Below are 18,181 nucleotides of genomic sequence, written 5' to 3'. Positions count from 1 at the left end.
TGGGACAACTTGAACACCCACGTCAGCGCCGCGATGCGGCAGATGATCGACGCCCGGGACTGGCTGCACGTCATCCGGCTACCCGCCTACGCCCCAGACCTCAACCCCGTCGAAGCGGTGTGGTCGCACCTGAAACGCAGCATCGGCAACCTCGCCGTCCGCGGCGTCGACCAGCTGCAAACCACCATCAAGAGCCGGCTCAAAAGCATCCAGTACCGCACCGACCTACTCGACGGCTTCCTCGCTCACACCGGCCTGACCATCGCACCCGACACAACCTGACCGTTCAAGATCTGTAGCGGGAGCCGAGCACTCTCCGGCCGCGGACGATGACGGCGCGCGGCTTGTCGAGCCGGCCGAGGTCGGCCCGCGGATCGCCGTCGAACACGACGGCGTCGGCCGGCGCACCCTCGACCAGGCCGGGCAGACCGAGGTAGGACCTGGCGGTCCAGGACGCCGCGGCGATCGCCTGATGGGGTGACACCCCAGCGCCGGCGAGAGCCCGGATCTCATCGGCGATGCGGCCGTGTGGGCGGGAGTCCGTACCGGCCAGCACGGTGACCCCGGCCTCGACGGCGGCGGCGGTCAACCGGTCGTGCGCGCCCGCTCCGGCCGCGTACCAGCGCTTGGTGGGACTGTCGGGCTCGGACGAGAGCCGCGCCAGGCCGGCCTTGATCACCGAAATCGTCGGCGTGAGGGCGGTGCCCTGCTCGGCCATGCGGGGCAGCAAACCGGGATCCAGGCACATGCCGTGCTCCAACGAGTCCACGCCGGCCTCGACCGCGACCCGGCAACCGTCCGGGTGCTGCGAGTGCGCCGCGAGGCGCCCACCCACCGCGTGTACCCGGGCGACGGCCTCGCGCAGCACCTCCACCGGCATGACATCGTCGCCGACCAGCCAGTCGACCACGACCTTCGCCCACCCGGTACGAGCGGCCTGCTCGGCCGCGACGGCGGGCAGCTCGGCCGGATCCGGGCGGCGGCCCCAGCCCTCGAAGAACTGGCCCTGCTGAGCGATCCACGGGCCGGCATGGACGGCACGCGGGCTGTCGTCCCCGAGACCGAACCAGTCGGGCGGATCACCCGCGAGGCCGGGCGCCCGGATGAGCGCCACGCCGGATGCCAGGTGCGCGCGGAGATCCTCGCGCAGGACGTCCGGATCGAGCGGCCGGCCAAGCTCCTCCGCTCCCGGGTGGGTATGCGCGTCGACCAGTCCGGGTAACAGCCAGCCTTCGGCGACCAGCTCGGCGCCGGCGACGGGGTCCGTGGTCCACCGGTCCCCGTCGGCGTAAAGATCCACCGACTCGCCTTCGGGAAGAGCTACACCGCGGACCCGCAGAACCGTCACCACGCCACCCCACATCCGACGCGCCCGATAGAGCATGGTCGACATGTCGACCCGGAGCGACCGACGCTATCCGACACGGCGACCTCCCGCCGCCCGTCCTCAGCCGGTGGGTGCCAACCGGCCGAGCGTCAGGCTTCGGACGTCGAGATTGCCGGGCAACGGCCGGCGCTCGACCGGCCGGCCGGCGAGGTCGTAGAGGACCGCCGCCCCGCCGGCCAGGCCGAGCACCCGGTCGTTGCCCGACAGGTATGCCGCCTCGGTGGGCACCGTCGCGACGATACGGCCGGTCGCCACTTCCGCGATCCGGGTCTGGCCGAGCTCGAACGAGTCGGACCGCACCAGCACGTGCCGGCCGTCAGCCGACCAGCAGTCCGGCCCCGTCGGGGTGCCGCGGACCGGCACGGTGCGTACGGGTTCCCCGGTCCGCGCCGAGAAGATCTGTACACCGCGGCGGCCGTGCGGGGCGCTCTCCGAGCGCGGCGACGAGGTGTCGGTGAGGGCGACGGCAACCTCATCTCCCTGACCGGTCCTGATCGGGTCAGATCCCGTTGGCCCAGCGCCAGCTCGTCAGATAGCCGGTCTCCGGGGTCTCCCAGAAGTAGGCCCAATCGTGCCGCGGGCGTACCCGCGGCCCGATCTCGTCGAACACGGCCTTCGCCTGCCCGCGCCGCCTGGCCAGGGTGTAGTAGATGGCCAGCCACTGCAGCAGGATCGGGACGAGGGCTGAGTCCGGCGTATCGGTACGCCACTTGGCGATGACCCGGTCCACTTCCTCCTCGACCTCGGGTCGCCGAAGGTACGCCGCGCACGCCGCCTTGGGCTCGTCGCCGGTTACGTCCCAGTGGTACTCGCGCTTCGCGTACTCGAGGTGGGCGTAGAGCGGGAGCAGCACCACGCCGGAACCCGCCGGGGCGGCGTCGGCGATCTCGCGGGCCGCGGCGAAGCTCTGCTCGTGCGAACCGAACCACTTGTCGAGGCGCAGCTGGACCGCCAGCAGGTGTACCTCGAAGTTGAACGGGTCGCGTCGTCGCGCCTCGGCGTAGACCTCGTCGAACGAGCCCTCGCGGGCCTGCTGGTCGGCGAACATCGTGCGCAGCTTGTCGGCCCACGGCATCGGGTCCTGCGGCCCGGCCAGCTCCATCGCCCGGCGCAGGACCGGAGCGGCCGCCTCCATGTGCGTGTAGAACCCCTGGAACTGCTCCGCGGTGGTCTTCGCGGTCGACGCGATGCCCCGGGCCAGGATGGCCCGACGGATCAGCGTCCCGGCCTGGATCAGCACCGCGGTCGGGTCCGACGGCTCGGCCCGCAGCCAGGCGTCGACCCAGCCGTCATCCTCGGAGGCCGCGAGACCGAGCCAGCCGATCCGCAGGCCACGCAGCTCCCAGTCCTGCCCGGCGTCCTCGATCACCTTGCGGGCGGCCTGCCAGTCGCCGCGCCGGACCCGCTCCCGCGCCTCCCGCAGGGGCTCGTCGGCGAAGATGCCGTCACTGTCGAGCTCGGGCGTGTGCGGTAGCCGGGCGCTGGTGTTCACAGACATCCCAAGATCATACCTAGCGTTGTCGATGGCCGAGCCGGAGCTCAGAGGCCGTCCGAACCGGTCTCCAGCAGGCGACGTACCGCGGACCGCGCGACGAGCAGCGCGATGACCAGCAGGGTGACCGATACGAAACCGCCGAGGCTCACGGCGTCCCCGAAGACGAGATCCACCAGCTCGAGAACGACGATCTTGCTCCCCGCGGCGACCAGCCAGAGCAGGATGGCGGAGGCCACCTTGCCGCTCGGTGTCGTCGCGCTACGCAACCGGTTCACCGCTCTGCCCTTGACGACGAGGACCAGTTCCAGGGCGACCTTGAGCAGGACGGCGGTGAGCAACGACAGGGTGAAGCCCTCGCTGATCACCGACGGGACGTACTCGATGGCGAGGTTCAGGACGACGACGTAGACGAAGACATCGATCACATCGCTCGGATTCCCGCGCGCCCACCGTCGGACCGGGCCCGGGCCGGAGCGGGCCGTGGGTGTCTGTCGTGCTCCGTCGGTCCCCGTCATGGTTTGAGTGTGAGCGTCCGGGTATGCGGGTCGCCGTCACCGTGCTCGGCGTGTCGACGCCGGGCCGGTGCCAGGTGATGTCGGGGCGAACGCAGGTGCTTCGCCGCCTGGTTCGACCACGCGGTGTTGCCCAGCAGCTCCGGGTGTGCGCCGAGGAACGCGTCCGCGGCGCGTCCGTCGTCGGTGAGCTGGTATCGCAGCCAGGCGGCCAGGTAGCCGAGGTATCCCCCGCCGTCGTCCTGGATCGTGTTGTGCCCGGCGGCGCGCAGGGCCGCACGGACGGCGGGGCCGGGGATCCGATCGTAATATCCGGTCAGGGTACGAGGCGGTGAGATCAGGGTGTCGCGTACGCCGCTGAGCAGCAGCACCGGAACGGTGACCTCGGAGACGTCGATCTCGTCCGCGTCCGGGATCCAGATCGGGTCCGGCGGGTTGAACGCCACGACCGTCCTGATGAGACCGTTCGAGGCGAGCGTGGCCCGGGCGGCGCCGCCGGCGCCCTGCGAGTGGCCGGCGGCCGCGACCCGCGTGGTGTCCAGCGTGCCGGTGAAGCGGCCGGCCGGAACGGCGTTCTCGGCGATGAGGTGTTCGGCGGCCGCCAGCACCTCGGTTCCCGAGCCGGTCGTCGTACTCGTCGAGGCGATGACGACGAAACCCCAGGAGGCCAGGTGCCGCAGCACGCCGGCGTACCGCTCGGGGCCGGCATCGGAACCGTTTCCCCAGGTCACGATCGGGTGGCGGAAGCCATTCGCGCCCAGGTCGGCCGGGTGCGTGACCACGTAGCGGGTGTCGATGGTGTACGTCTCGACGGCCCAGGGACCCGGTACGGCGTAGGCCTGCTCGATGTCGGGGGTCGCGGCCCGGGCCGCGGGGCCGGGCACGGTGAGCACGACGGCGAGCGCGGCGGCCATGGCGCGGGCGGGATTCATCTTCTGCCCCTCGGGACGAGGTGGATGGACGTGGGTGATTATCGGCTTTACGACATCGCCGGGCATGCGCGTATCGCCCTCATGTTCGGCATCGCCGCTACGCTCCAGCCGCCGGTGCCGGTCGCGTGAGGAGACAATGGTGAGGACGTCCGTCGTATCGCCCGTGTTCGTGGGCCGCCGCGCCGAGCTGGGCGTCCTGGACGCCGCGGCGGCACGGGCCCGCGAGGGCCACGGAGGCGCCGTCTTCCTGCTGGGCGAGGCGGGAATCGGCAAGAGCCGCCTGGGCGCGGAGGCCGCCGCCGGTCATGGCCGGGAAGGCGGGCGGGTGGTGCGCGGCCGGGCGGGCTCGGCGCCGCTGCGCGCCGTCTCGGAGGCGGTACTGGCGGCGACGCGTCTCGCGGGCACCGACCTGGACCCGCTCGGCGGGTTCGGGCCGGTGTTGTGGCGGCTCGTCAGCGACGCGGCGCCGGCACCTGACACGCCGCCCGACCCGCCGATGGTGCGAGCCGAGGCGGTGCTGCGGCTGCTGGGCAGGTGCGGCCGGTCGGAAGGATGCCTTCTCCTGCTCGACGACCTGCACGAGGCGGACGCGGACACCCTGGCCGTCGTCGACTATCTCGTCGACAACGCCGCCGGTGAGCCCGTCCTCGTCCTCGGGATGCTGCGCCCCGACCCCGGTCCGGCCCTGGCGACCGTCACGGCGGCGGCGACCCGCCGGGCGGCCACCGTTGTCGAGTTGCCGCCGCTCGACCGGCAGGAGACCGCCCTGCTGGCCGGGCGCTGCGTGGGTGCGGAGGTGCCCGCCGAGGTCGCGGAGCTGCTGGCGCGGGATGCCGAGGGGATCCCGTTCATCATCGAGGAACTGATCGCGGCCATGGTCGAGGACGGCAGCCTGCTCCGGGACGGAGACCGCTGGCGCGCCACCGGTGATCCGCGGTCGGGCGTGCCGGCGCCGGTCACCACCGCGGTGCTGCACCGGGCCGACCGGCTCGGGCCGGGCGTCACGTCGTTCCTCCAGGCATCCGCGGTGCTCGGCCGGGCCTTCTCGTTGTCGACCGCCGCGGTCACCGCGGGCGTCACGCGGGCCGAGGCGTTGCGCTGCCTGCGCCTGGCCACCGCGGCGCGGTTGACCGGTCCCGACGCCGGCGAGGACCCCGACCGGTACGCCTTCCGGCACGCCCTGACGGCCGACGCGATGGTGGCGCCGCTGCTGCCCGCGGACCGCGCCCGGCTGAGCGCGACGGCGGCGGCCGCGGTCGAGGCCGGTGGCGGGCCGCAACCCCCGGCCGGCCACGACCTGCGGCTGGCCGCGGAGCTGTGGGCCGCCGCCGATCGCCCCGAGCGCGCGGCGGCCTGCTATGCCCGGATCGGCCGCCAGGCGGTCGACCGGGGCGCGGTCGCCACCGCGGTGACGTACCTGGAGCGGGGGCTGGCCCTCGCGGAGCGCACCGGGAAGCCCGAGCTCATCGCCGACCTGCTGGAGGCGAGGTGCGGAGCGCTCGTCGCGGCCGGCGACGTGGTGCTGGTGGACGCCCTCGGTGACCGGCTCGAGGCGCTGCTGACCACACTCGACGCCGCGCCGGCGCGACGGGTGACGGCCCGGCTGGTCCGCGCGCGGGCGGCGGCCGTCGAGGGCGACTGGGAGCGAGGGCTCGCCGACGTGGCCGCCGCCCGGCGGCTGGCGGCGGTCGAGCCGGACCAGGGCGAGCGGGTCGCGCTGACCGCTCAGCTCGACGCGGTCGCGGCGTTCCTCTGCTTCGGCTCGACCCGGCCCGACCGGTTGCCGGCCGCGCGGCGGCACGCGACCGCCGCGCTCGACGCCGCGGAGCGGACCTCGCTGCCGCGGGTGGCCTGCGAGGCCCTGCAGGTGCTGGTCCGCTGCGCCCGCAACACCGATCTGCCGGCCGCGGCCGGGTACGCCCAGCGCCTGCTCGTCCTCGCCGGCCGGCACGACCTGCCGTACTGGCGGCTGCTGGCCGCGGTCGAGGCCGCGACGATCGAACGCGAGCGCAGCAACGACATCGGTCCTCTGCTGGCGATCCGGCCCGACGCCCTGGACGCGGGCCTGGTCATCGCCGTGGCGTGGATCGACTTCCACCTGGCGACGGCCCACCTGCTCCGCGGCGACGCCGACGAGGCCCAGCGGTGCCTCGCCCGGGCCACCGAGGCGAGCGAGCGGCTGCGCCAGCCCGAACTGCAGGGCGTCGCCCTCGCGATGGCCGCCGCGATCGCCGCCTGCCGGCCCGACCGGGCCGGCATGGAAGGCCTGCTGGCCTCGCTGTCCCAGCCGGAGGTGTTCGCGCACGGCGCCGAGACCTGGTGGCACCTGCGGGCCATCTGCTCCTGGCTGGAGGAGGAGCCCGGGCAGGTGCTGGAGGAGCTCGCCGAGGCGGACGCGGCGGGTCTCGCCGCCGGACACCTGCGCGGCACCGGTCACCGTTCCGCGTACCTGTTCATGCGGGTGGCCCGCGACCTCGGTGGGTGGGCCGAATACGACGAGCTGATCGGCTCACCCCTCGCCCAGATGTCCAGCCACCGGGGCCTTCTCGCCTGGAGCAGGGCGGTCCTGCACGGGCGGGACGGTCAGCCGGCCCAGGCCGCGGAGGCCGTCGCCGCGGCGTTCGCCGCCGGTACGCACACGGCCCTGAACCACCACCTGGCCGCGAGGGTCGCCGCGCCGCGGGCCCTCGCCGAGGGCTGGGGCGACCCGCTGGCCTGGCTGCGCGACGCCGAGGAGTTCTTCCACCGCTCCGGCCGGATCCGCGCCGGCGCCGCCTGCCGCGCCCTGCTGCGCGAGGCCGGCGCCGGACGGCAGCGGCGGGCCGGCCACGACGCCGTCCCGCCGCGGCTGCGGAGGATCGGGGTCACCGTCCGCGAGTACGACGTGCTGCGACTCGTCGCCGAGCGGCTCGGCAACATCGAGATCGCCCAACGGCTCTTCCTGTCGCCGCGCACCGTTGAGCGCCACGTCGGGAGCCTGCGGCAGCGCACCGGCCAACCGGACCGGGCACACCTCATCGCGTACGCCCGGCGGGAGCTCGCCGGCTGAAGCCGGCGAGCTCCGGGCCAGCCGGTCAGCGCTCGCAGTTGACCCTGAGGCCGACGCGGCAGCGGTCGCCGGTGACGTGCGGGCCTCCGTCGAGGTGATCCCCTTCGGAGCTGCTCGTGCCGCCGGTCAGGTCGTCGTCGCCGTTGTCGCCCCACAGCCGGTCGAAGCCCGGTCCGCCCTTGAACCTGTCGTCGCCGTCCTCGCCGTAGGCGGTGTCGTCGCCGTGCTCTCCGTCGAAGATGTCGTTGCCGGCGCCGGCGTAGAACTCGTCGTCACCGGGCCCCGCGAACACGAGGTCGTTGCCGGGGCCGGCGAGCAGCTCGTCGTGATCGAAGCCTCCGCCGAGGCGGTCGGCGCCGGCGCCGCCGTCGAGGTAGTCGGGGCCGTCCGTGCCGCTGAGGCCGTCGTCGCCGTCCTCGCCGTACAGCACGTTGCGGTCACGGTCGTTGACGTTGAGGCCGTTGCCCCAGATGTCGTCGTTGCCCGGCCCGCCGTACGCGATGTCGGCGCCCTCGCCGGCTCTGATGGTGTCCCGGCCGCCGTGGCCTCGCATGATGTCGTCGCCGTTGTTGCCGATCAGGGTGTTGTCGCCGTCGTTTCCGGTCAGCCGGTCGGCGCCGGCCCCGCTCTCGATGCCGTCGACGTCGCCGGCGAGGGTGTCGCCCTCGCCGGGCCGCCCGTCGTCGCCCTGCTGGCCGTCGAGGTCCGCGACGACGCTCTGCGTACTGCCGACGGGGTACCGGGCGATGTCCTTTCCGGCGCCGCCGTACATGAGGTCGGCGCCCTCGCCGCCGACGAGGATGTCGTCGCCGTCCATGCCGTGCAGGGTGTCGTTTCCGTCCTCGCCGTACAGCTCCGTCGCCTCGCCGAGGAAGTCGTTGCCCGGCCCGCCGTGCACCACGTAGGCGAAGTCGGTGGCGGGAACGCCGGCGTAGCTGTCGTCGCCGTCGCCGAGCCGGAACGTCCGGACTCCCCCGACGTCCCGGCCCACGTCACAGAGGACGGTCAGGAGGTCGGCTCCGGGGTAGCGGCACGGCACGTCGGTGCCGATGATGATCGGGTACACGTCGGTGATGAGCTGCTGGCTGCCGCCGTCGCCCTGCCGCAGGGTGGTGACCTGGTTCTGCTGGCCGGGCGCCGCCTCGTAGACGAGCGTCACGGCGCTCTCCTTGCGGATGACGGCCGCGGCGGCCGCCTGGGCCGGCGCGGCGACGAGCGTCGCGCCGGCGACGACGAGCAGTACGGCCGTGATCGTGCGCGCGGCGCTCATCCGAGCTCGCACGTTTCGCGGACGGTGTCGGCGGCGTCGCGGGAGCAGGAGTCCTCGCCGTCCTCGCCGTACAGCTTGTCGGCGCCCTCGTTGCCGTCGAGGCTGTCGTCGCCGGGGCCGCCGTGGAGCTCGTCGATTCCCGGACCGCCGAGGATGCGTTCGTTGCCACGGCCGCCAAAGATCTTGTCCGAGCCGAGGTCGCCGCTGAGATAGTCGTCTCCCGGCAGCCCGTCGTATCGGTACACTTCGATCCGGTCGTTGCCGTCGCCGCCGCTGACGATGTCATTGCCAGCGAAGGGCCACACTCGGTCGTTGCCAAAGCCGGCGGCGATCAAGTCGACACCGTCGCCACCGGAGACGTCGTCGTCGCCGGAGCCCGCGTCGATCCAGTTGGCGCCTGGGCCGCCACCGACCTTGTCGCCGCCGCCCAGGCTGCGGACGGAGTCGTCTCCGCCGCCGCCGCGGATCGAGTCGGCGCCCGGTGATCCGATGATCGTGTCGTTGCCGTCCTCCCCCTCGGCCTCGCTGCCGACCAAGCCCAATCGGATGGTGTCGTCGCCCGCACCGGCGTACACGAAATAGGGTTTGCCGGCGAAGTCGTCGACCGGGGTGAACTCGTCGTCACCGTCGCCGAGACGGACCACGAACCGGCTGAACCGGGCCAGGTCGCAGGTGATCCTCAGGCCGTCCGGGGTGACCGGTTCGCACCCGGGGCCGGTCAGGATCGGGTGAAGATCCGTGATGTACCACCGGGAACCGACGGTGCTGACCTCGACGTCGTCGGTGACGCCGTCGGCGGCCCGGAAGACCAGGTCGGTGCCCTCGATGTGGATGGTGGACGGCAGCACCGCGGCCGGCACCGGTACCGGCGCCGCGAGCAATGCGGACAACACGATGCTGATCATGAATCCTCGCAATTGATGACGAAGTTGGCGTTGATGCAGTAGTACTCCACCCCGGGACCGCCATCGATCTGGTCGCTGGTGAAGCTGTTGGCAGTGTGGTGGCCGGACAGGCGATCCCGGCCGGCACCGCCGAACACCCGGTCGTTGTAGCCCTGGCCCCCGGACACCTCGTCGTCGCCGTCCCCGCCCATGAGCAGGTCGTTGCCCTCCATACCGAAGATCCAGTCCGGCCCGGGGCCGCCCCAGACGGTGTCGTCGCCGCCGTTCGCCCAGATGTGACCCCCGCCCGGACCTGCCACGATCTCGTCGGGACCATCGCTGCCGTCGACCCGATCGCCACCGTCGCCCGCCTCGATGCGTACACCTGAGTCGCCCCAGGCGGCCAGGTAGTCATCCCCGTCGCCGCCGAACATCTCACCGAAGCCGGTCTCGAGCCGGTCGTGGCCCCGGCCGCCGTCGATGAAGCTCGCGCCGGTGAGGTTGTCCTCGCCGTCGTCGCCCCACACCCAGTCGCCGCGAGAGGCTGTGACGGTGTCGTTGCCCCACCCGCCGAGCAGCCGGTCGGTGTCCGGGTCGCTGCGACAGTTGTTCGGCCCGATCGGGTTGCAGGACAACAGCGTGTCGTTGCCCGCCATCCCGTACAGCTGGTCTCCGCCCGGGTTGCCGTGGATGGTGTCCGGGCCGTCGCCGCCGAAGACCGTGTCGGCGCCGTCGCCGCCCTCCACCGTGAGCGGCGGCGCGCCGGACGCCGGGCGGGCGTCGAACCGGTCGTCGTTGTCGCCCAGGACGAAGTGGGCGGTGAAGGCCCAGTTGCACACCGCGCGGTTGGCGGCCCCGTCGCGCCGGCAGCCGGCGCCCACGGCCAGCGGGACGACATCCTGAACGAGCAGCTCGTCACCGCGCCGGCTCAGCTGCACGTTGTTCGCCTGGCCGTCCCCGCCCTGGTACCGGAGCACCGACGGCGCGTTCCCGTAGTCGATGAAGAGGTCCGCGGCGGCGGCGGCGCGCGCCGGCGCCGCCGGCAACAGCATCACCAGGGCGACCGCCGAGATCAGCGCGGCCCTCATCCCGTCACCAGCGTCGCGCCGTAGTGGGTGAGCGTCTTGGCGATGTCGACGTAGTACAGCCGCCAGGCGCAGACCCGGGTTCCGGTGATTCCCGTGCACGGCACCGCGGTGTTGCCGACGTCGCCGCCGGTCACCGTGCCGAACGCGGTGACCTTCGCGTCCGTCGAGCGGTAGGCGAACACGGAACCGCCGCTGTCGCCCGCTCCGGCGGCCGCGGCGTGCTCCAACTGCTCGGCCTCCACGATCGGGAAGATCGTGTATCCGCCGGCGTGCAACGTCTGGTCGATCCGGGTCACCAGGATCCGGCAGGTCTCGTTGGAGTACGACGACGACCGGCACACCAGGTTGCCCGGGAAGCTGCCGGAGAAGCCGCCGACCGCCCGCGTCGTCGTGCTGTCGTAGTCGCCGACATAGATGTGACCCGCCGACGTCGCGCGGATCATCAGCGTGTCCCGGGCGTTGACGTCGTTGCCGACCGGGCCCATGGTGTCACCGCCGCCGTCCTCGGCCGACTGCCCGTTCGCGGCGCAGTGCCCGGCGCTGAGCAGCTTGCCCACCCCGCCGTGGCGCACCGCGAACCCGGTGCTGCACCCACCGGTCCCGTCCCGCCGCCACCGCGCACCGCCGTAGTACGGCGACTCGTCGTCCTGCTTCCCCGCGGTCAGTACCGGGGCGGGCCCGTGTTCGACCGTCACCGGCACGCCGGCGGCGGCCGCGCTCAACGCCGCCGTGCCGGTGACCCGGACCGTCACGCCGCTGCCGTCGGGGTTGGGCGATGCCACCGTGACCGCGGGATCCGCGACCAGCCGCCGCACCGCCCGCTGCAGCGCGGCCCGCGAGTAGGCCGCCGGCAACACCTGCACGGGCACGCCGCGCCGGGCCGCGCCGACCGCCGCGGCCACCGCGGCCGGCGGCTCACCGTGCCAGAAGACCTTGAGGGTACGGGTGTGCGGCGCCGCCACGATGCCCGCGTATCCGCCGCCGTCGGGCAGCCGCTCGGCGCTGGCCAGGATCGCCGTGCCGGCCGCGTTCAGGCGTTCCTGCACGGCCATCAACGCCTGCCATCCGCCGTCCGCGGGCCGGGCGGCGGCGGGAGCGCCGCCCAGCAGCACCCCCGCCATACCCGCGGCGATCACCGCGGTCCTGAATCTCATCATCCCGTCCTCCCTGTGGCTTCAACTCAGGCCACCTTGGTGCGGACGGACGATGCGGCACATGCGTGCCCGGCCCTCAAATTCAGCGTGCGGGTGTCCCGGTCAGCGCCGGTACGTGCGTTTGCCGCTGTACGCGACGTTCCCGGCGCGGTCGTAGGCCCGCAGTTGCACGGTGAACTTCCTGCCGTACCTCTGCGGGTCCAGCGTGAAGCTGTAGCCGGCCCTCGTGTCGGTGGCGACCGTCCTGCCGTCGACGAGCAACTGCACCCGGTCGACGCCGAGGTTGTCCGCGGCGGTGGCGGTGATGGTCACCGCCCGGCGAAGCAGGGTGTCGTTCTTCGGCGCGCTCCTGATGCCGACCGTCGGCTTCTGGTTGTCGATGTACAGCGGACGCTGCAACACCGTCGTGTTGCCCGCCTTGTCGCGCGCCCGGAAGGTGATCGTGTGCCGCCCGTTGCTCCAGTTCTCGGTCAGCCGTACCTTCCACGGTGCGGCGGTGGCGGTGGCGGTGCGGCCCTTGTCGATCTGGACACGCAGTTCGGCCAGGCCACTTGCGTCGCGGACCGCGGTCACCCCGGCGGTGATGGTGCCGCCGCGTACGTGGGTGCCGGGGGTGACGGTGATGCCGGGCCCGCCGTTGTCGACGAGCACCCGCCGGGTCGTCGTGGCGACGTTGCCCAGCGAGTCGTGGACGCGGACGGTCATGGTGGCCGGCCCGTTGCGGCCCGCCGGGTCCCAGCGCAGCGCGACGCCGCCCAGGCCGACCTTCCCGACGTCGGCGACCTTGCCATTGATCAGCAGCCTGGCGTCGGTGACACCGCTGGGGTCGCTCGCCACGACGCGGAGCTCGGCACCGGCCTTAAGGTAACCGTCGGTGAACGGGAACTGCACGTAGGTGGCCGGGCCGGTCCGGTCCGCGGCGGTGCGGTCCTTGTCGTACAGGGTGACGGTGCCCGGGCCGGAGCGTTCGACCGTGACCATCTGGGCCGCGGAGGGCACGCCGTCGGCGCCGACCCCGGACAGCAGGTAGGAGCCGGGCGGCAGCAGGTTGGCATTGGCCGGCATCCTGGCGGTCACCGTCCTGCCCGTCTGGCTGAACGACAGCGGCACGCGCCGCTGGTCGGTGTTGTAGGAGTGCGTCACGCTGGCGGCCCGGGTCAGCGACAGCGACGTCAGCCTGCGGTCGTCGGCCAGGCCGAGCGACACGGTGCCGCCGTAGGTCAGCGAACCGCCGATGCTGGTGATCTGCGGCCGGTCGGCCCAGCGCACCCGGCCGTCCGCGTCCTTGGTGAACAGGTACGGCGGGTAGTAGATCTCGGCGTTGAAGTTGTCCTCCGGCCCGGGCACACCCCCGCCGACGGTCAGCACCGAGCCGCCCGGCAGGAGCAGTGCGGTCGAGTGGTAGGTGCGGATTCGCCGCGCCGTGGCGCCGTCGCGCCAGTTGCCCGTGCGCGGGTTCCAGATCTCCGACCGGTACGCGGAGTTCGCCGCGCCCGCCTGGACTCCGACCCGGGTGCCGCCGTTGGCGAGTACCTCACCGTTGGGCAGCACCGTCAGGTTGAGCCAGTTGCGGGCGTGCCGCATCGAACCGGTACCGGCGATCACCGGCCTCGCGCCGTTGATGTCGACGACCGTGGCCCGGTCGGTGGCGACCTGGTCGGTCCCGTTGTTGTACTGGCCGCCTCCGGCGAACAGCACCTTGCCGGCGTCGTACATCACCGAGGAGCCGGACACGCCGATCGGGGTGGGCAGGCTGCCCAGCGCGGCGACCTTACCGGCGCCGGCCGGGTCGAGCTTCCAGAGCCGATCGTACGAGGCGCCGAAGACCTGGCCGTCCGGCGCGACGTAGGCACGCGGGTACCACCAGCGGTTGTCCCGCGCGCCGAACGCGACCGTGCTGTTCGCGCCGGTGAGCGGCGTCCAGCTGCCGGTGCCCGTGCCGATCTCCGGGGTGGTGGCCACGGTCGAGTCGTCGTCCGGCTTCCGGTACGCGTCGACGTTGTAGGAGTCGCCGCCACCGAGGACCAGCATCCGGTCGTCGGGCAGGCGCAGCACCGAGGTGTACCACCGCTGCCTGGCCAGCTGGGCGCCCATCGTCTGGCGACCGGTCGCCGGGTCGTACAGCATGCTCGCGGTGGTGGAGTTGCCGCCCACCATGCGCCATGTGGTTCCAGGTCCTCTCCCCCGGGCATGTCGACCGGTTGGGCGGCCCGCCCGAGGGCGCGGAGGACCTGGGCGCGGGGCGACACGGTTTGACCGTCGACGAGCCGGAACGGTGGCTGCCGAGCCATCCGGACAGCGCCGCCGTCCGGGCCTGGGGCCGGGCGCTGCTGGCCGGTTGCCTGTCCACCCCCGCGGCCGTGACGGAGTTGAACCGCGCCCGCCGCTGACGCTCGCCGAGTGACCACTCGAGTTCGGCTCTGCCGATCCAGCGGAGGGATACCCTACCTGCGGTACCTCGAACCGCGTGACCGGAGGAGTCGATGCTGGGATGACGGCAGGGCGACCGATGCCCACGCAGGACGACGTGCTCGGGTACTTCAACACGCTGTCGAACTGGGGACGATGGGGCGACGAAGACGAGCTCGGGACCCTGAACCACATCACCGACGACGTCCGGCTGGCCGCGGCGCGGGCCGTGCGCCACGGCAGGAGCGTGTCCTGCGCGTGGGAGGTCGCCGTGCCGGAGGCCATGGAGCGGTCGACGACGACATGCCCGTGTGCCGCCGACATGCCGGGTGCCGAGAACATGCCGGTGCCCGCCTTCCACGCCGACCGGCGCTGGGGCTTCTCGTCGGAGCGGCTCGGCATCGCGTTCCACGGCAACACCATCACCCACGTCGACTCGCCGTGCCACCTCTTCTGGGACGGCACGATGTACAACGGCCGACCGCACTCGCTGGTCGACACCGCAACTGGATCGGCGTGGGCGGCCGTCACGGCGGCGGCGAACGGGATCATCACCCGTGGCGTCCTGCTGGACATCGCGAGGGCCCGCGAGGTGCCGTGGCTGGAACCGGGGCAGGGCGTGTTCCCCGACGATCTCGAGGAGGCCGAGCGTCGCCAGGGTGTACGGGTGCGACCCGGCGATGCGGTACTCCTGCGGACCGGCTACGGCCGCGTACGGCACGAGGCCGGCGCGGCCGGCGGTTTCACGCAGGCCGGCTGGCACGCGTCCTGCCTGCCGTGGCTACATGAACGCGGCGTCGCGCTGATCGGCGCCGACACCCCCCAGGACGTTCAGCCGTCGGGGTACGACGACGTGTTGATGCCGGTTCACGCCGTGGGCCTCGTCGCGATGGGTCTTTGGCTGCTCGACAACTGCGACCTGGAGATGTGCGCGACCACGGCTGCCGAGCTCGGCCAGTGGGACTTCCACCTCGCGGTCGCGCCGGTCCGCTTCGCCGGTACGTCCGGCAGCCCGGTCAACCCGATCGCCACATTCTGACCGCGGTTCACACGGCGGTGCGATGCCATGAACGACCCGACCCGGGACTCACATCTCGCTGACCGGCTGGGCGGGCTGGTGGATCACGAGCTGCGACTGGCGGCCCGCGAAGGCCTTCTTCAAATTTCGAACTTCGCGATTCGTCCGGGAGAAGAAGCCTGTTCGTGGCCGGTGGTCTGTCAGGTGAGTCCAGCGAGTTTGTACAGCACCAGGGAGCCGGCGACGGCGACGTTGAGGCTGTGGCCGGTTCCCACCATGGGGATCTCCACCGCGCAGTCGATCAGGTCGAGGGCCTGGGGTGGGATGCCGGTGGCCTCGTGGCCGAGGATCATGACGGTACGGCGGTCGGCGACGGGTAGATCAGCCAAGCGGATCGCTTCGTCGGCCAGTTCCACCCCGACGATGCGTGAGCCGTTGGCGCGCTCCGCCGCAAGCCAGCCGGCGGGATCCCCGACTCGGTGCACGCAGCTGGGCCGGCGCAGCGTATTGCCCCGTGCGAGGGCTTCGTCGACCCACCTGTACGGCGGTACGGCCAGGCAGGCACCCACCGCGTCGCAGGTACGCAGAAGTGTGCCGAGGTTCGTCCCGTGCATCGGCCACAACGCGGCCGCGACCAGATGTCCCCAGCAGCGATGTCCGCGGGGGCGCCGAGCGGCTCGCAGGTCTTTGCGGGAACGCACCCGGATCGCGGGGCTCACCGGAGGGGAGCGATCGCGCCCCAGGAATCGAAGATCATCAGACTAGGGCACTTCGCGGCGTACCCGGGCCATCGTTGACAGCGTCGCCGTGAGGATAGCCGCAACAGCAAAACGCGCCAACCAAGATTGCCGGGGCGCCGACGGGACCCAACCGCCCGGCTACCGTGACGCATTCTCGAACGCCGTCGTCAACCGAGGACGGTTCAGCTTGCCGCTATGACCTTTCTGAACCACGCCCTGATCGGGCTGGCCTCATGTTGATCTTCCGGTTAGGGTGCGGGCGTGTTCTGGAACCGCAGCAAGAAGGTGCCGTCGCCCACCTATCCAGCCCGGCCGATGGTGGACCCGTCCGCACCACCCAACCCGACCGACGGCGAACTCCTCGTGCGGCTCTACCACGAGATCGGCATGCGGGCGCCCGAGCTGGCCCGGGAAGCCATCGCCGGCGACCGCATGCTGTTCGGGCGCCACACCGGCTGGGTCGTCACGCTGCTGGACCTTCACGAGGCCGCCCCAACCCACCGGGACATCGGGTGGACGCTGAAGGCCAAGAAGGGCCGGCCGACCGTGGTCGACTGCGTGACCGGCTTCGGCGACGACCCGGCCGCCATGGCCGCGCAACTGTGGATCAGGACCTCGGGCGCCTGCTTCCTTGAGATGGCCACCGGCTCGAAGGGGCGCTTCGCCGAGACGCTGCACCGCGAAGGCTGCGCTCCCGGCGTTCCCGGCTGGCACACGATCTCGTCGAACATCGTGTACTACGGTGAGCAGCCGGATGAGTTCGAGGCGCTCAGCGACGCCCTGCGCGACGCGGCAATCCTCGGGCGGGCCGACGTCACCGGCCTGCTCGACCCGGCCGGCCCCAGTGGTATCAAGGTGTTCGTCAACCGGACGCCGGACCAGTTGACCGCCGAGGTGTCCGTCAACGGAACGCGGGCCGACGACGCCTCCGGGCTGCTAGCGGCCCATCCGTGGCCGGAGGTCACCGGTTCGGCCACCGCCCGATTCTCCGCCGTGGCGGTACGCCCACTCCAGGCCGTGTGACGGCTGCGGGACCAGCGACAACCAGCCCCGTGCACGAAGTTGAAAGACGCCACACTGTGCCCGCGATGAGCAGCGATACCGACGGCTGACAGGCACTAGCCTCAGAACATGGGCCTTGACGCTGAGCTGGTGAGGTCTGTCGAGCTGGCCCTTCGGCTGGTCGGAGACTGATCTCCAGCGGCGTAAGGATGGAGCCCCGGCGAAGTGGGCGAATCCGAGTGATCGGCGCTCACTGGGTCAGCCGTGCGGTCCACAGGTCCTCGACCGGCCACTTTCTCGCCCACTCGGCCGTGGCGATGTCGTAGTACTCGTGGGTCTTCGCGTCGTCTGGGGCGTACAACTCGTGGAGGGCTTCGACGACGAACCCACTTGCGCGGAGGATGCGGATCCATTCGCCGTGACTGGGATGGAACTCGAACCCGCCGCCGGGCCACTGCAGTCGGGAGGCACCCTTCTGCGGACGTAACAGCCGATCCCCTGCATGTCCCCCCTCCTCGGGCACACACAGTGTCACCTGGACGCTGTTAGTCAGGAACACGAGGCGTCCACCGGGCCGGAGCAGTCGTGCCGCCTCCGGGATCCAGCGTGCGGGGTCGCACCAGACGCACGCCCCGTACTCGCTGACGGCCAGGTCGAAGGAGTTGTCCGGCAGGGGGACATCCTCGGCGTTGGCCTCGATCAACGCGAAGGGCAGACCGAACTCCTCCTGACAGCGGCGGGCGGTGTCCAGCTGCGCGGGCGTCAGGTCAACGCCGACCGGTCTCGCGCCGAGCCTGGCCAGCCAGGCGGAGACGTATGCGGTACCGCAGCCGAGCTCAATGACGTCCAGGTCAGCGACGTCACCGAGAGCGCACAACCGCCTCTCCGGGATGCCGAAGAGCCCCCAGGCAAAGTCTTCGGCTGCCCATGCTTCATGCGCACGCGCATCGGTGAACTCCGCATTCACGACTGTCCACAGAGCACGATTGACGGCGATCTCGTCACTGGAATCAAGCATCGGTCGCGGCCACCAATCAGTCCGAGCATGAGACCGCCTGTTGGTAGCGAGCCCACCACCAAGCGTTACCACCAACCCAACCAGGGTAACGCCGATCTTCGGTCGAAGGCCGGGTGAACCGGGCGGTTTCGACCAGCAGCGGGGTCAGCCACCACACCCGGCGATCGCCGGGTGGCTCGGAACATGAAATTTACACACATCTTTGTCATGGGACCGGTTTTGT

The 18,181-nt window shown here is 71.9% G+C and carries 17 protein-coding genes; 5 read left to right on the top strand and 12 right to left on the bottom strand.

The window, feature by feature from the left end:
* Positions 1-282 (top strand): transposase (locus AB0B58_RS41320; protein ID WP_360236538.1); only part of this gene is annotated, 282 nt, incomplete at its 5' end.
* A gap of 4 nt (positions 283-286) precedes the next feature.
* Here AB0B58_RS41320 and AB0B58_RS41315 read toward each other — a convergent pair.
* The 5 genes from AB0B58_RS41315 to AB0B58_RS41295 all read right to left on the bottom strand — a co-directional run bounded on the left by AB0B58_RS41315 (position 287) and on the right by AB0B58_RS41295 (position 4,326).
* Positions 287-1,300, bottom strand: a complete 1,014-nt coding sequence (locus tag AB0B58_RS41315) for an amidohydrolase family protein (RefSeq protein ID WP_360236535.1) — start codon at positions 1,298-1,300, stop codon at positions 287-289.
* A 147-nt stretch (positions 1,301-1,447) separates the two neighbouring features.
* Positions 1,448-1,693, bottom strand: a complete 246-nt coding sequence (locus AB0B58_RS41310) for a hypothetical protein (protein WP_360236532.1) — start codon at positions 1,691-1,693, stop codon at positions 1,448-1,450.
* A gap of 193 nt (positions 1,694-1,886) precedes the next feature.
* Positions 1,887-2,885 (bottom strand): hypothetical protein, encoded by a 999-nt coding sequence (locus AB0B58_RS41305; protein WP_360236529.1) that lies wholly within the window; start codon positions 2,883-2,885, stop codon positions 1,887-1,889.
* A gap of 41 nt (positions 2,886-2,926) precedes the next feature.
* On the bottom strand, positions 2,927-3,397 hold the full coding sequence (locus AB0B58_RS41300; protein ID WP_360236526.1) for a hypothetical protein: 471 nt from the start codon (positions 3,395-3,397) through the stop codon (positions 2,927-2,929).
* The gene (locus AB0B58_RS41295; protein ID WP_360236523.1) at positions 3,394-4,326 is read right to left on the bottom strand and encodes a hypothetical protein; all 933 of its coding nucleotides are present in this window, start codon (positions 4,324-4,326) and stop codon (positions 3,394-3,396) included. The genes AB0B58_RS41300 and AB0B58_RS41295 overlap by 4 nt, the downstream gene beginning before the upstream one ends.
* 139 nt (positions 4,327-4,465) lie before the next feature.
* Here AB0B58_RS41295 and AB0B58_RS41290 point away from each other — a divergent pair, with 139 nt between their 5' ends.
* Complete coding sequence (locus AB0B58_RS41290) at positions 4,466-7,375, top strand: AAA family ATPase (RefSeq protein ID WP_360236520.1); 2,910 nt, start codon at positions 4,466-4,468, stop codon at positions 7,373-7,375.
* A gap of 25 nt (positions 7,376-7,400) precedes the next feature.
* On the opposite strand, the gene AB0B58_RS41285 is transcribed toward AB0B58_RS41290, so the two are convergent.
* From AB0B58_RS41285 to AB0B58_RS41265, 5 genes are all read right to left on the bottom strand, one after another.
* Positions 7,401-8,645, bottom strand: a complete 1,245-nt coding sequence (locus AB0B58_RS41285; RefSeq protein WP_360236517.1) for a calcium-binding protein — start codon at positions 8,643-8,645, stop codon at positions 7,401-7,403.
* On the bottom strand, positions 8,642-9,538 hold the full coding sequence (locus AB0B58_RS41280) for a calcium-binding protein (RefSeq protein ID WP_360236514.1): 897 nt from the start codon (positions 9,536-9,538) through the stop codon (positions 8,642-8,644). The genes AB0B58_RS41285 and AB0B58_RS41280 overlap by 4 nt, the downstream gene beginning before the upstream one ends.
* Positions 9,539-9,546: 8 nt before the next feature.
* Positions 9,547-10,617 (bottom strand): calcium-binding protein, encoded by a 1,071-nt coding sequence (locus AB0B58_RS41275; RefSeq protein ID WP_360236511.1) that lies wholly within the window; start codon positions 10,615-10,617, stop codon positions 9,547-9,549.
* Positions 10,614-11,774: a hypothetical protein gene (locus AB0B58_RS41270; RefSeq protein WP_360236508.1), complete on the bottom strand. Its 1,161-nt coding sequence runs from the start codon at positions 11,772-11,774 to the stop codon at positions 10,614-10,616. The genes AB0B58_RS41275 and AB0B58_RS41270 overlap by 4 nt, the downstream gene beginning before the upstream one ends.
* 99 nt (positions 11,775-11,873) lie before the next feature.
* A complete protein-coding gene (locus AB0B58_RS41265; RefSeq protein ID WP_360236505.1) occupies positions 11,874-13,928 on the bottom strand; it encodes an Ig-like domain-containing protein in 2,055 nt (684 codons plus the stop codon).
* Between the two features lie 5 nt (positions 13,929-13,933).
* Here AB0B58_RS41265 and AB0B58_RS41260 point away from each other — a divergent pair, with 5 nt between their 5' ends.
* Together AB0B58_RS41260 and AB0B58_RS41255 are read left to right on the top strand one after the other, a co-directional pair.
* Positions 13,934-14,161 carry a hypothetical protein gene (locus AB0B58_RS41260; RefSeq protein WP_360236502.1) on the top strand — a complete coding sequence of 76 codons (228 nt, stop codon included), beginning with the start codon at positions 13,934-13,936 and terminating at the stop codon, positions 14,159-14,161.
* Between the two features lie 101 nt (positions 14,162-14,262).
* A complete protein-coding gene (locus tag AB0B58_RS41255; RefSeq protein WP_360236499.1) occupies positions 14,263-15,219 on the top strand; it encodes a cyclase family protein in 957 nt (318 codons plus the stop codon).
* Between the two features lie 179 nt (positions 15,220-15,398).
* Here AB0B58_RS41255 and AB0B58_RS41250 read toward each other — a convergent pair whose 3' ends face one another.
* Positions 15,399-15,812: a TrmH family RNA methyltransferase gene (locus AB0B58_RS41250; RefSeq protein ID WP_360236496.1), complete on the bottom strand. Its 414-nt coding sequence runs from the start codon at positions 15,810-15,812 to the stop codon at positions 15,399-15,401.
* Between the two features lie 387 nt (positions 15,813-16,199).
* On the opposite strand from AB0B58_RS41250, the gene AB0B58_RS41245 reads away from it, so the two are divergent.
* Complete coding sequence (locus AB0B58_RS41245) at positions 16,200-16,961, top strand: DUF6348 family protein (RefSeq protein ID WP_360236493.1); 762 nt, start codon at positions 16,200-16,202, stop codon at positions 16,959-16,961.
* Between the two features lie 229 nt (positions 16,962-17,190).
* On the opposite strand, the gene AB0B58_RS41240 is transcribed toward AB0B58_RS41245, so the two are convergent.
* Entirely contained in the window at positions 17,191-17,958 is a 768-nt protein-coding gene (locus tag AB0B58_RS41240; RefSeq protein ID WP_360236490.1) for a class I SAM-dependent methyltransferase, read from the bottom strand.
* Positions 17,959-18,181 lie beyond the last annotated feature (223 nt).

It is taken from the genome of Actinoplanes sp. NPDC049118 (genome assembly GCF_040648555.1).
In the GTDB taxonomy this organism is placed as follows: domain Bacteria; phylum Actinomycetota; class Actinomycetes; order Mycobacteriales; family Micromonosporaceae; genus Actinoplanes.
Note: the sequence above shows the minus strand (reverse complement) of the source record. Positions and strands in the feature narration are given on the sequence as shown.

Excerpts from the sequence above, each read along its gene's own strand:
- AB0B58_RS41305 (WP_360236529.1), bottom strand. The coding sequence starts at position 2,885 with ATGTCTGTGAACACCAGCGCCCGGCTACCGCACACGCCCGAGCTCGAC.
- AB0B58_RS41300 (WP_360236526.1), bottom strand. The coding sequence starts at position 3,397 with ATGACGGGGACCGACGGAGCACGACAGACACCCACGGCCCGCTCCGGC.
- AB0B58_RS41295 (WP_360236523.1), bottom strand. The coding sequence starts at position 4,326 with ATGAATCCCGCCCGCGCCATGGCCGCCGCGCTCGCCGTCGTGCTCACC.
- AB0B58_RS41285 (WP_360236517.1), bottom strand. The coding sequence starts at position 8,645 with ATGAGCGCCGCGCGCACGATCACGGCCGTACTGCTCGTCGTCGCCGGC.
- AB0B58_RS41275 (WP_360236511.1), bottom strand. The coding sequence starts at position 10,617 with ATGAGGGCCGCGCTGATCTCGGCGGTCGCCCTGGTGATGCTGTTGCCG.
- AB0B58_RS41270 (WP_360236508.1), bottom strand. The coding sequence starts at position 11,774 with ATGATGAGATTCAGGACCGCGGTGATCGCCGCGGGTATGGCGGGGGTG.
- AB0B58_RS41265 (WP_360236505.1), bottom strand. The coding sequence starts at position 13,928 with ATGGTGGGCGGCAACTCCACCACCGCGAGCATGCTGTACGACCCGGCG.
- AB0B58_RS41260 (WP_360236502.1), top strand. The coding sequence starts at position 13,934 with ATGTGGTTCCAGGTCCTCTCCCCCGGGCATGTCGACCGGTTGGGCGGC.
- AB0B58_RS41255 (WP_360236499.1), top strand. The coding sequence starts at position 14,263 with ATGACGGCAGGGCGACCGATGCCCACGCAGGACGACGTGCTCGGGTAC.
- AB0B58_RS41250 (WP_360236496.1), bottom strand. The coding sequence starts at position 15,812 with ATGCACGGGACGAACCTCGGCACACTTCTGCGTACCTGCGACGCGGTG.
- AB0B58_RS41240 (WP_360236490.1), bottom strand. The coding sequence starts at position 17,958 with ATGCTTGATTCCAGTGACGAGATCGCCGTCAATCGTGCTCTGTGGACA.